Genomic DNA, 16,436 nt, shown 5'->3' with positions numbered 1-16,436 from the left:
TCTGTTGACTGACACACCGCCTTCGCGAGCAAGCCCGCTCCCACATTGGCTCTTCTTCAGTAGGTAGATTGCATTGCAATCACACTGGCGCCAGCTTCTGCTCAAACACCGAAACCCCATCCAGGTCCCGCAAAATCACCGTCAGCTCCGCCGTCTGCCCGTCAATCTGCACCTCGCCAAAAAACTGGAACCCGGCAAACGGCGAGCTGTTCTGCACCGTCGGCGCCTTCTCGAACACCACTTCAGGGCCAAAGGTTTTATCCAGCGGATTAGGCCCGAAACTCCCGGCATTCAACGGCCCGGCGACAAACTCCCAGAACGGCTCAAAATCCTGAAACGCCGCCCGATCCGGATGGTAATGATGGGCCGCGCAGTAATGCACATCCGCCGTCAGCCACACGTGATTACGCACCTGCTGCGCCCGCAGAAACGCGAGCAGTTCAGCAATTTCCAACTCGCGCCCCTGGGCCGGGCCCGGGTCGCCGTTGGCGATCGCTTCCCAACGCGGCACGCCGGGGCTGACCTCACCGTCGGGCACGCCCAGGCCAATGGGCATGTCGGCGGCGATGACTTTCCACTGCGCCTGGGAGGCCTTCAATTCGCGCTTGAGCCAGTCCAGTTGCTCACGCCCAAGGAACGGTTTTTCACCGCCAAGGTTGTCATCGTTCGGCCCGCGATAGCTGCGCATGTCCAGCACAAACACATCCAGCAACGGGCCGTAACTGAGCTTGCGATAAATCCGCCCGCCCTGGTCGGCGCTTTGCCGGCGCATCGGTGAATATTCCAGCCAGGCCTGACGCGCACGGCCCACCAGGGTGTTGATGTCGCGGGTTTTGTAGCGCTCATCCAGTTGCTTGCTCGGCGACCAGTTGTTGATCACCTCGTGGTCGTCCCACTGCCAGATCTGCGGCACTTCGGCGTTGAAGCGACGTACGTTCTCGTCCATCAGGTTGTAGCGGTAGTTGCCCCGGTATTCATTCAGGGTTTCAGCGACTTTGCTTTTGGCTTCGGTGGTGATGTTGCGCCAGATGCGTCCGTCCTCGGTGGTCAGTTGCGCGGGCACCGGGCCGTCGGCGTAGATGGTGTCGCCGCTGTGAATGAAGAAGTCCGGCAGGCGCAGGCGCATGGCTTCGTAGATGCGCATGCCGCCGATGTCCGGGTTGATGCCGAAGCCCTGGCCAACGGTGTCGCCGCTCCACACGAAACGGATATCCCGGCGCTGCTGCGGCACGCTGCGCAGGTGACCGAACCAGGGCTCGCTGGCCACGCCGGTCTGGGCATCTTCAAAGTGCACACGATAGAAAATCGCCTGGTCGACGGGCAGGCCGGTGAGTTCGACACGGGCGGTGAAATCGGTGCGGCTGTCGGCCAGGGGCGAGACGAATTTGCGCGGGTTGCTGAATACGCTACGGGTGTCCCACTCCACCACCATCCGGGCCGGGCGGTCGCTGCGGCTCCAGATCATCGCGCGGTCGCCCAGCAGGTCGCCGGACTGCACGCCGTCGGTGAGTTGCGGGCGATCCTTGACCGAGGCGATCACCGCAGGCGCGAGGCCCGGCAGCAACAGGCCGGCGCCAACGGCTTGCATCACGCGGCGGCGGCCGAGATTGAAGTGGCTCATGCGGGTTCCCTCTCGAGCAGCAAAAGGGAAACTTAAGCATGACGGGATGAACGAGTTATGACACCGGCCTTATTGCTCACGGAGGTCAAATGTGGGAGCTGGCTTGCCTGCGATAGCCTCAACTCGGTTGCGCTGATACACCGAGGTGCCTGCATCGCAGGCAAGCCAGCTCCTACATGAACCGCGTTATGCCTGGGCGGGTGCGACAGAAAGCTCTACGGTCTCAGGGCGCTTGAGGAATGCATACACCACGGCAGTCAACAAACTGCCCGCCACGATCGCCAGCAGATATAGCAGCGCATGGTTGATCGCATTCGGGATCAGCATCACAAACAATCCACCATGGGGCGCCATCAGCTTGCAGCCGAAATACATCGACAGCGCACCGGTCAGCGCACCGCCGGCGATGCTTGCCGGGATTACCCGCAGCGGGTCCTTGGCAGCAAACGGAATCGCGCCTTCAGAGATAAAGCACATGCCGAGGATCAGCGCGGCCTTGCCGGCTTCACGCTCGGTCTGGGCAAACTTGCGCCGCGCCAGGAAGGTGGCGATGCCCATGCCAATCGGCGGCACCATGCCGGCGGCCATGGTCGCGGCCATGGGGGCACCGCTTTGCGCTGCCAGCAGGCCGACGGAAAACGCGTAGGCCGCCTTGTTGATCGGGCCACCGAGATCGACGCACATCATGCCGCCCAGCAAGATGCCCAGCAGCACGGCGTTAGTGGTGCCCATGGTGCTGAGAAAATCCGTGAGGCCGGTGAGCATCTTCGCCACCGGCGGCCCAACCAGGTAAATCATCGCAAGACCCGTGAACAGGCTCGCCAGCAACGGGATGATCAGGATCGGCTTGAGGGCTTCCAGGCTCTGGGGCAAACGGATCGCGCGGCTGATGAATTTGACGCAGTAGCCGGCGAGGAAACCGGCAAAAATACCGCCGATAAACCCCGCGCCCAAAGTGCTGGCCAGCAGGCCACCGATCATGCCGGGGGCCAATCCAGGACGGTCGGCAATCGAGTAGGCGATGTAACCCGCCAGCAGCGGCACCATCAGCATGAACGCCTGGTCGCCGACGGTTTTCAGCGCGGCGGCCAGGGTGCCTTTTTCTTCAAAGGCATGAATGCCGAACACGAATGACAGGGCGATCAGCAGACCGCCCGCCACCACCATCGGCAGCATGAACGACACGCCGGTGAGCAAGTGTTTGTAGACACCGGTCTTCTCCGGTTTGGCAGCGGCACCACTGGCAGCGGATTCCTGCTTGCCTTCGGCCAGCGCCTTGTTGAGGGTCGCCTCGGATTGCTTGAGCGCGATCCCGGTGCCGCAGCGATAGATTTTCTTGCCGGCAAAGCGCTCGGTGGCGACTTCGATGTCGGCGGCGAGCAGTACCACGTCGGCGTCACGAATCGCCTCGGGACTCAGCGGCGTGCGGGCGCCCACGGAGCCCTGGGTTTCCACCTGCAAGTCATACCCGAGGCGCTTGGCGGTTTGCTGCAACGCTTCGGCAGCCATGAAGGTGTGGGCGACGCCGGTCGGGCACGCGGTGATCGCGACGATACGCGGCGTGCTTTTCGCCGGTGCCGCGTCAGCCACCTGCACCTGGGCCTCCTCGGCTCCGCGACGCAACACCGCGTCCACATCCTGCAACGCCTGGGCCGGCGTGCTGCGGAATACGCGTTTGCCGACAAAACGCTGCATGTCCACCGGCGTGCTGCTGACCAGCAATACCCACTCGGCGGCTTCAAGGGTGGCCGCCGACAATTGGCGTTCCGGATGCTGCACGTCGACCACTTCGACGCTGGTGCTCCAGCCCTGGCGTTGCGCGGCGGCATCCAGCAAGCGGGCGCACAGCACACTGGTGACCATGCCGTTCGGGCAGGCAGTAACAATGGCTAACTTCATGACCAACCCTCTTATTGTCCTGTCAGCGGGCGCACGTGGACGCCGCTCTGCAAAGTCTCAAGCTGCGCTTCGTCGGTGATGCCAAAGCCGATCTGCGTGACCGCCATCGCGGCAATGGCGGTGGCGCGGCCCAGGGTCTGCTCCGGCGTGTCGCCACTGAGCAAACCGTGAAGCATCCCGGCCAGCAGCGAGTCGCCGGCACCTACGGTACTGGCCACGGTTACCTTGGGCGGGGTAGCGTGCAGCGCCGTTTCCGGGCTGTACCAGCTCACGCCTGCGGCACCGTCGGAGACCACCACATGCTCCACACCTTGCCGATGCAGTAGGCGGATGGCATCTGTGGAATGACCAAGGGCATCGGCCAGTTCTTCGGTATTGGGTTTGACCAACCACGGGCCGGCGTTCAATCCGGCGCGCAGCGCTTCGCCGCTGGTGTCCAGGGCGACTTTCAAGCCGAGGTTTTTCAGTTGCTGCAGCAGGCCCTGGAACCACTGAAGGGTGATGCCGCGTGGCAGGCTGCCGGCCACGACGACGGCGTCGTAGCCCGGAGCAATCCGCGCCAGTTGCTCAAGCAGTGCGTGTTGCGCCTGCTCGCTGACCAACGGGCCCGGCGCATTGACATCCGTGACCCGCCCGTCCTGCTCGGCGATCTTGATATTGCTGCGGGTTTCGCCCGGCACGCGAATAAAGGCATCGGTAAAACCGCGACGGGCAATCAGCATCTCGAATGCCTGGGGATTGTCCTCTCCAAGAAAGCCGCCCACGGTCACCTGATGACCAAGGTCCGCCAGCACCTGCGCGACGTTCACGCCCTTGCCGGCAGCGTGGGTGATCATCGCTTCGCTGCGGTTGACCTCGCCCGGTTCCAGGCGCGCCAGGCGCACCGTCAGGTCCAACGCCGGGTTCAGCGTCAGGCTTAAAATCCTTGCCATTTACACGGCCTCCACAAGCGCACGCACTTCGGCGGGAGAACCCACCGCCAGGGCTTTTTGTGCCAGGCCCTGGGCCTCGCTCAGACTGAATTCACGCACCCGTGCCTTGACCTCGGGAATGCTGCGCGCAGACACACTCAGCTCATCCACTCCCAGGCCGATCAGCACCGGAACTGCCAAAGGGTCGGCTGCCAGCTCGCCGCACACGCCGACCCATTTGCCATGGGCATGGGCGGCGCGCACGGTGATGTCGACCAGTTGCAACACCGCCGGATGCAGGCCGTCAGCCTGGGCCGACAGCGTCGGATGGCCACGGTCGATGGCCAAGGTGTATTGGGTCAGGTCGTTGGTGCCGACGCTGAAGAAGTCCACTTCCTTGGCCAGTACCGGCGCCAGCAACGCGGCCGACGGCACTTCGATCATGATCCCCAGTTGCAGGTCGGCCACCGGGATTTCCAGGCGCAGGCGCTCGGTCATGGCCCGGGCCTGGCGCCACTCGTCAACACTGCCAACCATCGGGAACATGATGCGCAGTGGACGGTTGTCTGCCGAACGCAACAGCGCGCGCAATTGCGCTTCCATGATCTGCGGGCGTTGCAGGGTCAGGCGAATGCCGCGCACGCCGAGGAAGGGGTTTTCTTCCTTGGCGATCGGCCAGTACGGCAGCGGTTTGTCGCCGCCCACATCAAGGGTGCGTACCACCAGCGGCCGGCCGCCCAGGCCGTCGAGCACGCGGCGGTATTCGGCTTCCTGGGTGGCTTCGTCGGGCGCTTGTTTGTGGGCCATGAAAATCAGTTCGGTGCGCAGCAGGCCGATACCTTCGGCGCCCTGCTCCACCGCGCCGGCAACCCCGGCGCTTTCGCCGATATTGGCGAATACTTCGACGGCATGGCCATCGCGGGTCAGGGCCGGTTCATGGCGTTGGGCGGCGGCGGCTTGCAGACGTTGTTCGCGGGTGTCGCGTTCGACGGTGGCGCGCTGCAAGGTGGCGGCGTCGGCGTCCACATGCAGGCGACCGCGCTGGCCATCCAGCAACAACGGCGTGCCCGAAGCCAACAGCAATACAGCAGGGCCTGCACCCACCAGCGCGGGAATGCCCAACGCGCGGGCGACGATGGCGCTGTGGGCGGTGGCGCCGCCACGGGCAGTGAGGATGCCGGCGACACGCACCGGGTCCAGGCGCGCCACGTCCGAGGGACCCACTTCGTCCATCACCAGGATGTAGGGTTCGTCCGGCTCCTGGGCGGTTTCGACGCCGCACAGTTGTGCCAGCACGCGGCGGCCAATGTCACGCAGATCGGCAGCGCGCTCGGCGAGCAAGGCGTCCTGCAACGATTCCTGCTGTTTGGCGGCGGCTTCGATCACGCTCATCCACGCGGCCTCGGCGCTTTCGCCCTGCTTGAGGCGCGTCTCGACTTCGTCGGTCAGTTCCGGGTCGTCGAGCATCTCCTGGTGGGTGATGAAGATCTCGCGGATGGCCTTGGATTTGCTGCGCTCGATCAGGCCCTGGATGTCCCGGCGCACGTCGGTCAATGCCGCGTGCAGGCGCTGGCGCTCGATCACCGGCGACTCGCCGCGCAGCGGGTATTCGAAAGGTTGCAGCACCTGGATATGCGCCGGGCCAATCGCAATGCCGGGGGCGGCGGCGATGGCCTGGATCAGGCTGCCGGACACTGGCGCGCTGATGACCGGTTCGATCTCGACCACGGCTTGTTGGGCGCTGACTGCCGGCAACGGCTCGACTTCTTCGCCGAGGCCGTCTTCCACTGCCGCCAGCAAGGCGGGCAAGGCGTCACCGGCAATGGTTGGCTCGGCGACAAACTCCAGTACCTGGCCGCGACGCGCACCGAGGCTGAGCAACTTGCTCAGGCTTTTTACCGATACCGCGCCGACGTCTCCATCGACGATGCGCACACGGATTTCACCGGCAAAACTTTTCGCCAATTGCGCGAGGATCTTCGCCGGGCGCGCATGCAGCCCGTGGGCGTTGGCCAAGGCAATGCGCACGCTTGGCCAGTCGGCGGGCAGTTCACCGCCGAGCACTTCCAATACGGCGCGGCTACTGGTGGCGCGGCCGAGTTCCTGGCCACGGCCTTCGATCAGCAAGGCACACAGGCGTTCGAGCAAGGTCTGGTGGGCCTCGCCGAGGCTGGCCAGGCAGAACAGGCCGCTCAAGGGCTGGCCCAGGTAACGCATGGGTTTGTCCGGGGTGACGAAGGCCAGGCCGGGACGCTTCACCGTCTGCTCGCTGTGCAGCCACCACAGGCCATCGCCCAGGGGCAGCGCGTCGACTTGTTGCAGCACGGCGGCAAAGCCATTGCTCACGCAATCGGCCTGGCGCAACAGGCGTGCGCCTCTCCATACCAGTTCTTCGAAATCATCAGCCGACACGCCCAGGCCAATCATCTGTGCGTCCAGCGCCAGCTCCTGCGGCGCGCCTTGCAGCAGTTTCAGCAAGGCCTCGGCAGAACTGGCGCGACGCAGGGCCTGGCCCAGGTCGGTCTCGCCGAGGGCGCGGGTCAGCAGTTGCAGCAGGCGCAGGTGTTCGTCGGATTTGGCGGCAATGCCGATCGCCAGGTAGACGATCTGGCCATCGCCCCAATCCACGCCGTCGGGAAATTGCAGCAGGCGCACGCCGGTGGCGAACACCTGGTCGCGGGTTTCGGGGGTGCCGTGGGGGATGGCGATACCCTGGCCGAGAAAGGTCGAGCCTTGGGCTTCACGCGCTTGCAAGCCACTGAGGTAACCCTCGGCGACCAGGCCATCGGCCACCAGTTTTTCAGCGAGCAGTTGCAAGGCAGCAGACTTATCCACAGCCGTCTGGCCCATGGATATCTGCTCGTGGGTGAGCTCAAGCATGCCGTTCTCCTAGTTAGTGCGGCCGGCGCACTAGGTATTATTTTGAATAAATCAGTGCAAAAGCGTTCGAATAAAATTGACTGAGTGGTCAGTTGGCAGGACCACACTCGTCGCGATAATCGTAAAAATACGCTTGCTGAAACGTTTAATCTAGAATTTATGGCAGATTACGCGTTAATTTCCCATGATTGAAGAGCCACTCGGCTGTTGAGTTGCGACAATGGTCGCCTGCAGTAATCGGTTACGATTGGACAAAATGTCGGGGCAAGCTCTAAAAAACAAGGAAATCCCGGTTTGAAACTCAGTGATATCGCGCGCATTGCCGGTGTGTCTGTGACCACCGCCAGCTACGTCATCAATGGCAAGGCCGAACAGCAACGGATCAGCACCGCAACCGTCGAACGGGTGCGCGCCGTGGTTGAAGAACATGGCTTTACGCCCAACCCCCAGGCCGCCGGGCTGCGCAGCCGGCACACCCGTACCCTGGGTTTTATCCTGCCGGACCTGGAAAACCCCAGTTACGCACGCATCGCCAAGCTGCTCGAACAAGGCGCCCGTGCCCGCGGCTATCAATTGCTGATCGCCAGCTCCGACGACGACGCCGACAGTGAGCGGCAACTGCTGCAATTGTTCCGCGCCCGCCGTTGCGATGCGCTGTTTGTCGCCAGCTGCCTGCCGGCCACCGACGACAGCTACCGCGAACTGCAAGCCAAGGGTTTGCCGGTGATCGCCATCGACCGGGTGATGGAGTCTACGCAGTTTTGCTCGGTGGTCAGCGATGATCGCCAGGCCTGCCAGCAATTGACCAGCAGCCTGCTGCACCCGCTGCCCAAGCAGATCGTGTTGATCGGCGCGCGGCCAGAGCTGAGCATCAGCCAGGAACGTACCGCCGGTTTCAAGCAAGCGCTGAAAGACTTCAGCGGCGAAGTGCTGATCGAACAAGGCGAGTCGTTCAGCCGCGACTGTGGCCGACAGCTGATGGAGCAGTTGCTGCAAAGCCTGGGGCATTTGCCTGACGCACTGGTGACTACGTCCTACGTCTTGCTGCAAGGGGTGTTTGACGCGCTGCATGACTTCCCGCTCAAATCCCGGCCACTGCGACTGGGGACGTTTGGCGACACCCAACTGCTGGATTTCCTGCCGCTGCCGGTGAATGCCATGGCCCAGCAGCATCAGTTGATTGCCGACACCGCGCTGCGCCTGGCGCTGGCGGCCATTGAAGAACAGCACTACGAACCCGGCGTGCATGCCATCGGCCGTACGTTCAAGCAGCGGATTCACTCGGAGTAAGCGGTGTGGAGCTGATCGACAGCCACACCCATCTGGATTTTCCGGACTTCGATACGGACCGCCGCGAAGTCCTGAGCCGCAGTCGCCGCCTGGGCGTGCGCAGGATGGTGGTGCTCGGGGTCTATCAGCAGAATTGGCAACGGTTGTGGGACCTGGTGCAAACCGACGCGGATTTATTCGCCGCCTTCGGCCTGCACCCGGTGTATCTCGACGACCATCGCCCCGCCGACCTGACGGAACTGGGCGACTGGCTGACCCGCCTGAACGGCCACCGGCAACTGTGCGCGGTGGGCGAAATCGGCCTGGATTATTTCCTCGAAAAGCTGGACCGCGAACGCCAGCAAAGCCTGTTTGAAGCGCAACTGAAGCTGGCGGTGGATTTCCAACTGCCGGCGCTGCTGCATGTGCGCCGCAGCCACGCTGCCGTGATCGCCACCCTCAAGCGCATTCGGCTACCACGGGGCGGAATCATCCACGCGTTTGCCGGCAGCCAGGAAGAGGCCCGCGAGTACATCAAGCTCGGCTTCAAACTGGGCCTGGGCGGCGCGGCCACGTGGCCGCAAGCCCTGCGCATGCACAAGGTGATCGCCCGGCTGCCGCTGGAAAGCGTGGTACTGGAAACCGACTCACCGGACATGGCCCCAGTGATGTACCCCGGCCAGCGCAACAGCCCCGAACACCTGCCAGACATCTGTGCCGCCCTGGCGGAGCGCATGGGCATCAGCTCCTCAGCGCTGGCCGAGGCGAGCACCCGCAATGCCTGCGAGCTGTTCAACTGGTAGGCGCCCATCCCCGATGCATGCCTGGCCATGCCTCACACTCGAAAGGCCCCGATCAACTGCTTCAGCTCGATCACTTGCAAGGACAACTGCCGGCTGGCCTCTTCAGTCTGGTGCGCGCCCTGCGCTGCATGTTCACCGGCGCGATTGATCTCGACGATGTTCTGATCGATGTCATGGGCCACGGCAGTCTGCTGTTCGACGGCGGCGGCAATCTGCTGGTTCTGGTCGACGATCATGCCTACCGCGCCGAGGATGTTTTCGAGGGCCTGCTGGACTTTTTCCGACTGCCCCACCGTGCCATTGGCCATCTCGTGGCTGGTGCCCATGGCCTTCACCGCAGCGCCGACACCGCTGTGGAGCTTGGCAATCATCTGCTCGATCTCTTCGGTGGAGTGCTGGGTGCGCCGGGCCAAAGTGCGCACTTCATCGGCCACCACGGCGAAACCGCGTCCTTGCTCACCCGCGCGCGCGGCCTCGATGGCGGCATTCAACGCCAGCAGATTGGTCTGTTCGGCAATGCTCTTGATCACTTCCAGCACGCGACTGATGGATTGGCTGTCGATGGCCAACTGGTTGATGACCCGTACCGATTGATCGATCTCCGAAGCCAACGCCGCGATACTGCCTTGCTGGGACTGCACCAGGCCGCGTCCGCTGACGGTTTCATCGTTGACGCTGTGGGCGCTGCTGACCGCCGCCGCTGCACTGCGCGCCACTTCCTGGGCAGTGGAGGACATCTGGTTCATGGCGGTCGCCACTTGCTCGATCTGGCTGCGTTGGCCGGACACGGCCTGGTTGCTGCTGGCCGAGACTGACTCCACTTGTCCGGCCTGGTGTTCGACCTGGTTGACGGTGTGCCCTACCCGCTCGATCAGGTCATGGATTTTGGCCACGGTGGCGTTGAACACCTGGCCCAAATCCCCCAGTTCGTCGCGGCTGTGGGCGATGAAGGTGACGGTCATGTCACCGGCCGCCACCTTGTCCATCGTCGCCCCCAGGCGGCGCAAGGTGGTGCGGGTGGAGGCGTAGAAACCGGCATACAAATAGAAGATCAGCAAAAACACCGACGCCAGTGCCGCCACCAATCCGATCATGTGCGTGCGGTTTTCTGACAGGCGTTGCTCCAGTTGCTGCTCGAGAAAGGTCAGGGTGGCTTCGTCGAGCTGATAGGTCTTGGCCATCAACGTGCTGACGTCGTCGTAGAAGCCTTGCCATGGGGCGTCGAGGGTTTCGGCCACCACGACCTGCTCTTCGAACAACTCACTGCCTTGCTTGAGGCTGGCCTTGCTCGCGTCCGCCAGGCTCGCCAATGCTGCGTGGGCTGGCTTGCTGGAGCCGAGGGCATCCTGCAGTTTCAGGCCGTATTCCGCCTGGAGCTTTTCCAGTTGCTGCAGCAACTCGTCAAAACGAGTGCTGGACGACGAATTGAGAAAACCCTGGCCCAACGAATAAGCCCCCATGGCCCGGCCTTCCCCCAGGGTCTGGGTGACTTGCGGGGTGACGCTGGTGATCAGTTCACTGAGTTGGCGCAGGTCGCCCTGGGGGTCACGGCTCAAACCCGACTGGCTGGCGATGATCTGGCTGAGCATCTGCGCCTTGTTGAGGAGTTTGCCGATCAGCGCGCTTTTGCTGAGCAGTGAAGTTTCCTGTTGCTGGGCCTTGAAGGCGGCGATCATTTCATCGCGCTTGGCTTCGAAGGCGGCGGCCTGTTCTGGGTCGGCGGACAGGGCGTGGAAGCTTTGCAGGCGCTGCAGCAGGCTGTCTTCGAGGGCGGTGATTTTGTTTTCGATATCACCGGCCTTGCCTGATTGGCCGAGGGTTGCGTTGATCTGTACCTGGTTGTTCAGGGTTTCCAGGTCGCGGCGCAGGGCCAGGCTGCTGCCCAGCAGGTCGAGGCTTTGCAGCTCGATGCGAGTGCCCTGGAATTCTCGCCAGGAATCGCGCACCAGGTAGTAGTTGGTGGCCAGCATCGGCAACAGGAACAGCACGCTGATAAGGCTGAACTTCATGCCGAAGGTCAGGCGGTTCATGAACGCGACGGCGGGATAGAGCAAGCTCTTCACAGGTGAACTCCCTTTTCTTTTATTTTTATTGAGGGCGCAGGGCGGCGGCAGATAGCCACTATTTGGCGCTCTGTCTGTATAGCTCAATTCGAAAAGGAGGTTTGTAACTTAAGGTTAACGAGGTAGGAGCGAGCTTGCCCGCTCCTACAGGGGGGGCAAATCAGGGCAGCACGGTCCAGATGGCAAAGCCGGCGTACCACAGCACGGCGGCACGCAGCAGCAACTCCCAGATACGATCAAGGCTGTTGATGCCCTCGGCGCCTACCACCGGTGGCGGGATCTCCGCGGCCACCAGGCCCACCTTCTCCACCAGTTGCGCAGCACTGATGTCCCAGCTCAGCAGCTCATGCAGCATCACCCGGCCGACCGCCACAAAGTTGCCGACCAGGGCGAAACTCGCCGCCAGCAAACGTACCGGCAACCAGTCGAAGGCATGGCGCAATTGCCCGGCACGCTCGGCCACCAGTGGGTTCTTGCTGTTCTCGGTCGCCAGCGCCAGCAGACGGTAGGCCAGGGCGGCCACCGGCCCGAGGAGGAAGTACCAGAAAATCACCGCGAAGAAGCTTTGGTAGGCCTGCCACAACAGATGGCCCTGGACCCGCTCCAGCAACTGCTCACCGCTGTCGGCGCTGATGCTCAAGTCACGTTCGGCCACATGTTCGGCCGCTTGCAGGTCACCCCGGCGCCAGGCATCACGGAACGGGCCCAATCCGGCCAGGAGATCGCCACGGCCCAGGCTGTAGATCACCACCAGCAGGTGCACCGGCAGCGCCAACAGGCCATAGGCCACTGGCTCCAGCACCAGCAACAACAACGCAAGCAAGGCCACCGGCAGCAGCACCAGCAATGTGAGGATCAGCCACGGCTGCTTGCCCAGGCTGGCGCTCGACTCCAGCTTGGCCAGTTCCCGCAACCAACCGCCATCACGTTGTATACGATGACGCAGGGCCGAGAACTTCTCGATCCATACCGCCAGCACCAACACCAGAAAACTCATTGTGCGTGTCCTCCATCCTGCAAGGCGCTGCGAAAGCGCGCCCAATCAAATTCGGGTCCGGGGTCGGTCTTGCGTCCCGGGGCGATATCGCTATGGCCACAAATGCGCTGGCGGGTAATGCCCGTGTACGCCGCCAGTAACTGGCGCGTCAGGGCGATCAGGGATTGATACTGGGCATCGGTGAAGGGCAGGTCATCAGTGCCCTCCAACTCGATCCCCAGGGAAAAGTCGTTACACGTCTCACGCCCCTCGAAGCTCGATACCCCGGCATGCCAGGCCCGGTCCCGGCACGAGACAAACTGCGTCACCGCGCCATCACGCTCAATCAGAAAATGCGCAGAAACCCGTAGGTCGGCAATACCTTCAAAGTAGGGATGTTCCGTGACATCCAGGCGATTCTGGAAAAACTCGTGCACCTTGCCGGTGGCGAATTGCGCCGGTGGCAGGCTGATGTTGTGCACCACCAACAGGGAAATCTCGCCACCGGGGCGCTCGTTGAAGTTGGGCGAGGGGCAATGGCGAATGCCCTGGCACCAACCGCTGGCGGGGTCCAACTGCATACTGGTTCCTTGAACGAGGCTGGGGTGACTCAGTATGCCGCGTTCCGCTGTCTGGTTGCGATCACTTGGCGCGATGAAGTTGGCGCAGGTTGCCAATCACCGAAGCCAGGGCGCGGTCGAACAACAGCGCATCATCCAGGGTTCGCACCGCGCCGCGCTTGAACTCCAGGGCCAGTTCAAGCGGATTTTTTTCCAATACCTTGAGGCCGGTTCGATTGACGAAAATACAGGTATTGCCCGGCGCAATAATCGCCGTCAGCTTGCAACGCAGGGTGTTTTCGGCGTCTTCCTGAAATTCCACCCAGCAACCGATCCGCAGTTGGCGAACCTTGAGCAGGTCGGGATCATCTTCCGGCAGGCTCGCCTCGATGGCCGGTGCCGCGGGACTGAGGACGAATGCCTCGCGCACCTCGACTTGCGACAGCGACGGTTGTTCCTCGGCACTGCCCCGGAACGATTGGACATGCAGGGTTTGCAAGCGGGTGAAAAATTCCCGGGTAATGAAGGGATCGAATGCCGCGCCGCTCAACCCATCGCGCAAGGCTTTCAGCAAGCCTGGCAACTGCTCCAGCAGGTGCCGGCCGGCTTCGGTGTCTTCGCTGAGGCCGACACTCCAGATCAACTCGTCCATGGTGCGCAACCCGGCCAGCCATTGTGGCGAGTGCTCGCCATGCTTCAGGCACGCCAGCAACAGCACCTGGCTCCAGGCCTGTTGCAGGAACTGCACCACGACCTCGGGCAGTACTTTGCCCAGCAACCGCAGATTGAGGGCTTCGGCTACACGCTGACGAGCGATTTCGGTACGGGCGCGCCCTTCTTCTGCATCGCGGGTACGTTGCTCCAGCAATTCGCTGCGGCGTCGCTCGTCATGGGTAAACGCGGTGAACTCGGTCAGTAACTGGGAAAAGATTGCCGGATCATCCACAAAATCATTCAACAACCGCTGCACCACCTGCTCGATGTGCAGGTACAGGCTGTCGCGCTGATAATCGTCGCGCTGGCTCCAGCCCATGGCCGCCGAAGCGATTTCATTGAGCAAGCGTCGCGCCGGGTGATTGGTGCGGCTGAAAAAACTCTTGTCCAGCACCGCCACTTTCAGCATCGGGATCTGCAGGCGGGCGATCAGCGCCTTGAGGGACTCGGGCACCGTACCGTCATTGAGGATGAACTCGAACAGCATGGCGATCAGGTTGATCACATCCTCGTCCGCATCCTCCACCACCCGAGACTTGCCGCTCTTGACGCTGACCCGGGTCAGCAATTGTTCAAGCTGGTTGCGCAGGTCGAAATCGTCCTCGACCTCAGGCTCAGGCACATATTGCTGCAAATGGGAGAGCAGGCGCAGCAGGTCACGGGTGGAGATGGGCTGGGTCTCGGCGCTGACTTCCAGCGTGGGTGCCACGCTGCCGCGCACTGCCGACAGCAATTCCTGCAACGCCGCGAAAACTTCCTGGCCGCTGTCGTCTGCCGGGTGGCCGGCAATCGGCGGGGTGTCTTCAGGCAACTCGGCCGTGGCGACGGCGCGCCGCGATGGCACGGCCTTGAGTTCGGGCAATACGCCGGTGGCGATCAGCAACTGATTGGCTTCGCCGTACAACAGATCAGCGTCACTGAGCACGTATTTCTCAAACAGCTTGAGAATGATCAGCTTGACCCGGATTTCCACGCCAAGGCTGCGTCCTGCTTGCAGAAAAAACGCGCACAGCATTGCCGGGCCCAGGGGGTTGTCCCGATCATCCAGGCGTTTGTCGAGCAAGGCATTGAGTCGGGCTGTCAATTGCCCAAGGGCGAGCCCGTCACGGCGCAGCACCTTGCCCAGCATGGCCTCGAGCGCGACGGCTTTTTCCAGCTCATCGCCCGAGACCCCGGGCGCCGCGGTGTAGGACACCACCGGAATCAGTTGCAGCTCACCGCGCTCCACGTTGCCAAGATTGGCAAACGCTTCGTAGAGTTGCTCCATGAAGCCACGCTCGAAATTCTTGCGCTTGAGGCGCAGGTCGCGCATGGCCTCAAAGAAAATACCGTGGTCGACGTTACTGCGGGTCTTGTCGGCCATTTCGAACAGGGTGTCGTCGGCGTTATCAAACAGCTCCTGCAGTCCCTGCCTGAGTTGCTGCGCCGCCTTGTCACGGACCTGGAGCAACACCACCGGCAGGCGGGCGAGCGGCGATGGCGTCGCCCGTGCCTTATTGATCGGCACCACCTTCCCGTCATTGTGCATCCTGGCCTCCTGAAACGGCGGTATTCGATTGTGTGAAGGATCGGTGCAGCAACGGCGCGAAGCACGCCGGGGCACTGCGAAAATCGGGCTATCACCGTGACGTCAAAGCTATGACGCCAATTGCAAGGCGCGAGATTATCTTGCAAATGAGGGTTGTTGCGCCAGCGAACTCTGTGATTGCCGTGTAAATGAACATCGCGCACCGCACCCGTGGTGCCAGTTGCCTTGGGTTCAGGCCCGCCCTGCCCCTATAATCCAGGCACTTTGTTTGTGGAGCCTGTTATGCCCAATCTTCGTCTAGCCGACCTGACCGCCGAAATCGAAGCCAATGTGCGTCGCGCATTGCTGGAAGACATCGGCAGCGGGGATATCACCGCACAACTGATCCCCGCCGAACGCCTGGCCAAGGCCACGATCATCACGCGCGACGCCGCCGTCATCAGCGGCACGGCCTGGGTGGAAGCGGTGTTTCGCCAATTGGACCCACGCGTCGCGGTGCATTGGCAGGTGCGCGACGGCGAACGTGTCAGCCCCAACCAGGCGCTGTTTCACCTCGAAGGCCCGGCCCGCTCGCTGCTCAGTGGCGAGCGTTGCGCGCTGAATTTCCTGCAACTGTTGTCAGGGGTTGCCACCCGCGCCCAATACCTGGCGGACTTTGTCGCGTCCACCCAGGTCAAGCTGCTGGATACTCGCAAGACCCTGCCCGGCCTGCGCCTGGCGCAAAAATATGCAGTGACCTGCGGCGGTTGCCACAACCACCGCATCGGCCTGTATGACGCGTTCCTGATCAAGGAAAACCATATCGCAGCCTGTGGTGGCATTGCCCAGGCGATCAGCGCCGCCCACAAGATCGCCCCGGGCAAGCCGGTGGAAATCGAAGTGGAAAGCCTGGAGGAACTGCGTGAGGCACTGGCGGCGGGCGCCGATATCATCATGCTGGATGAGCTGAGCCTGGATGACATGCGCGAAGCAGTGCGCCTGAACAACGGCAAAGCCAAGCTGGAGGCCAGTGGCGGGATCAACGAAAGCACCCTGCTGCCCATCGCTGAAACCGGCGTGGACTACATCTCCATCGGGGCGATGACCAAGGATGTGAAGGCGGTGGATTTGTCGATGCGGCTTAGTCTCTGAAACGCCCTTGAATGTAAGCGCCTGCTTTTGTGGCGAGGGAGCTTGCTCCCGCTGGAGTGCGCAGCGCTCCCAAGGTTTTTG

11 protein-coding genes are annotated in these 16,436 nt (G+C 62.6%); 3 read left to right on the top strand and 8 right to left on the bottom strand.

Annotated features, from left to right (window positions below; genetic code table 11):
• Positions 1-79 precede the first annotated feature (79 nt).
• From ACW9I6_RS22095 to ptsP, 4 genes are all read right to left on the bottom strand, one after another.
• Positions 80-1,621: an alkaline phosphatase D family protein gene (locus tag ACW9I6_RS22095; RefSeq protein WP_087694616.1), complete on the bottom strand. Its 1,542-nt coding sequence runs from the start codon at positions 1,619-1,621 to the stop codon at positions 80-82.
• Positions 1,622-1,807: 186 nt separating this feature from the next.
• Positions 1,808-3,520, bottom strand: a complete 1,713-nt coding sequence (locus ACW9I6_RS22090; protein ID WP_003215951.1) for a PTS fructose-like transporter subunit IIB — start codon at positions 3,518-3,520, stop codon at positions 1,808-1,810.
• Between the two features lie 11 nt (positions 3,521-3,531).
• Complete coding sequence (gene pfkB, locus ACW9I6_RS22085) at positions 3,532-4,452, bottom strand: 1-phosphofructokinase (protein ID WP_457339833.1); 921 nt, start codon at positions 4,450-4,452, stop codon at positions 3,532-3,534.
• Positions 4,453-7,311 (bottom strand): phosphoenolpyruvate--protein phosphotransferase, encoded by a 2,859-nt coding sequence (gene ptsP / locus ACW9I6_RS22080; protein ID WP_457339832.1) that lies wholly within the window; start codon positions 7,309-7,311, stop codon positions 4,453-4,455.
• 294 nt (positions 7,312-7,605) lie between these two features.
• Here ptsP and cra point away from each other — a divergent pair, with 294 nt between their 5' ends.
• Both cra and ACW9I6_RS22070 read left to right on the top strand, forming a co-directional pair.
• Positions 7,606-8,601 carry a catabolite repressor/activator gene (cra, locus tag ACW9I6_RS22075; RefSeq protein ID WP_008437283.1) on the top strand — a complete coding sequence of 332 codons (996 nt, stop codon included), beginning with the start codon at positions 7,606-7,608 and terminating at the stop codon, positions 8,599-8,601.
• A gap of 5 nt (positions 8,602-8,606) precedes the next feature.
• Positions 8,607-9,383, top strand: a complete 777-nt coding sequence (locus tag ACW9I6_RS22070; protein ID WP_008437284.1) for a TatD family hydrolase — start codon at positions 8,607-8,609, stop codon at positions 9,381-9,383.
• Positions 9,384-9,415: 32 nt separating this feature from the next.
• On the opposite strand, the gene ACW9I6_RS22065 is transcribed toward ACW9I6_RS22070, so the two are convergent.
• The 4 genes from ACW9I6_RS22065 to ACW9I6_RS22050 form a co-directional block, all read right to left on the bottom strand.
• Positions 9,416-10,120, bottom strand: a complete 705-nt coding sequence (locus tag ACW9I6_RS22065; protein WP_371132334.1) for a methyl-accepting chemotaxis protein — start codon at positions 10,118-10,120, stop codon at positions 9,416-9,418.
• 1,486 nt (positions 10,121-11,606) lie between these two features.
• The gene (ampE, locus tag ACW9I6_RS22060) at positions 11,607-12,443 is read right to left on the bottom strand and encodes a regulatory signaling modulator protein AmpE (RefSeq protein ID WP_003215936.1); all 837 of its coding nucleotides are present in this window, start codon (positions 12,441-12,443) and stop codon (positions 11,607-11,609) included.
• The gene (gene ampD, locus ACW9I6_RS22055) at positions 12,440-13,003 is read right to left on the bottom strand and encodes a 1,6-anhydro-N-acetylmuramyl-L-alanine amidase AmpD (RefSeq protein WP_003215934.1); all 564 of its coding nucleotides are present in this window, start codon (positions 13,001-13,003) and stop codon (positions 12,440-12,442) included. Before ampD ends, ampE begins: the two co-directional genes overlap by 4 nt.
• A gap of 61 nt (positions 13,004-13,064) precedes the next feature.
• Positions 13,065-15,224 carry a DUF1631 domain-containing protein gene (locus tag ACW9I6_RS22050; protein WP_134327330.1) on the bottom strand — a complete coding sequence of 720 codons (2,160 nt, stop codon included), beginning with the start codon at positions 15,222-15,224 and terminating at the stop codon, positions 13,065-13,067.
• A 282-nt stretch (positions 15,225-15,506) separates the two neighbouring features.
• Here ACW9I6_RS22050 and nadC point away from each other — a divergent pair, with 282 nt between their 5' ends.
• Positions 15,507-16,355 (top strand): carboxylating nicotinate-nucleotide diphosphorylase, encoded by an 849-nt coding sequence (gene nadC, locus ACW9I6_RS22045; protein WP_008437288.1) that lies wholly within the window; start codon positions 15,507-15,509, stop codon positions 16,353-16,355.
• Positions 16,356-16,436 lie beyond the last annotated feature (81 nt).

The sequence above is a fragment of the Pseudomonas sp. SDO5522_S412 genome (genome assembly GCF_054071215.1).
This window is presented reverse-complemented; position numbering and strand designations above follow the sequence as displayed.

Coding starts and splice junctions, on each gene's coding strand:
- ACW9I6_RS22095 (WP_087694616.1), bottom strand. CDS start 1,621: ATGAGCCACTTCAATCTCGGCCGCCGCCGCGTGATGCAAGCCGTTGGC.
- ACW9I6_RS22090 (WP_003215951.1), bottom strand. CDS start 3,520: ATGAAGTTAGCCATTGTTACTGCCTGCCCGAACGGCATGGTCACCAGT.
- pfkB (WP_457339833.1), bottom strand. CDS start 4,452: ATGGCAAGGATTTTAAGCCTGACGCTGAACCCGGCGTTGGACCTGACG.
- ptsP (WP_457339832.1), bottom strand. CDS start 7,311: ATGCTTGAGCTCACCCACGAGCAGATATCCATGGGCCAGACGGCTGTG.
- ACW9I6_RS22065 (WP_371132334.1), bottom strand. CDS start 10,120: ATGTCCTCCACTGCCCAGGAAGTGGCGCGCAGTGCAGCGGCGGCGGTC.
- ampE (WP_003215936.1), bottom strand. CDS start 12,443: ATGAGTTTTCTGGTGTTGGTGCTGGCGGTATGGATCGAGAAGTTCTCG.
- ampD (WP_003215934.1), bottom strand. CDS start 13,003: ATGCAGTTGGACCCCGCCAGCGGTTGGTGCCAGGGCATTCGCCATTGC.
- ACW9I6_RS22050 (WP_134327330.1), bottom strand. CDS start 15,224: ATGCACAATGACGGGAAGGTGGTGCCGATCAATAAGGCACGGGCGACG.
- nadC (WP_008437288.1), top strand. CDS start 15,507: ATGCCCAATCTTCGTCTAGCCGACCTGACCGCCGAAATCGAAGCCAAT.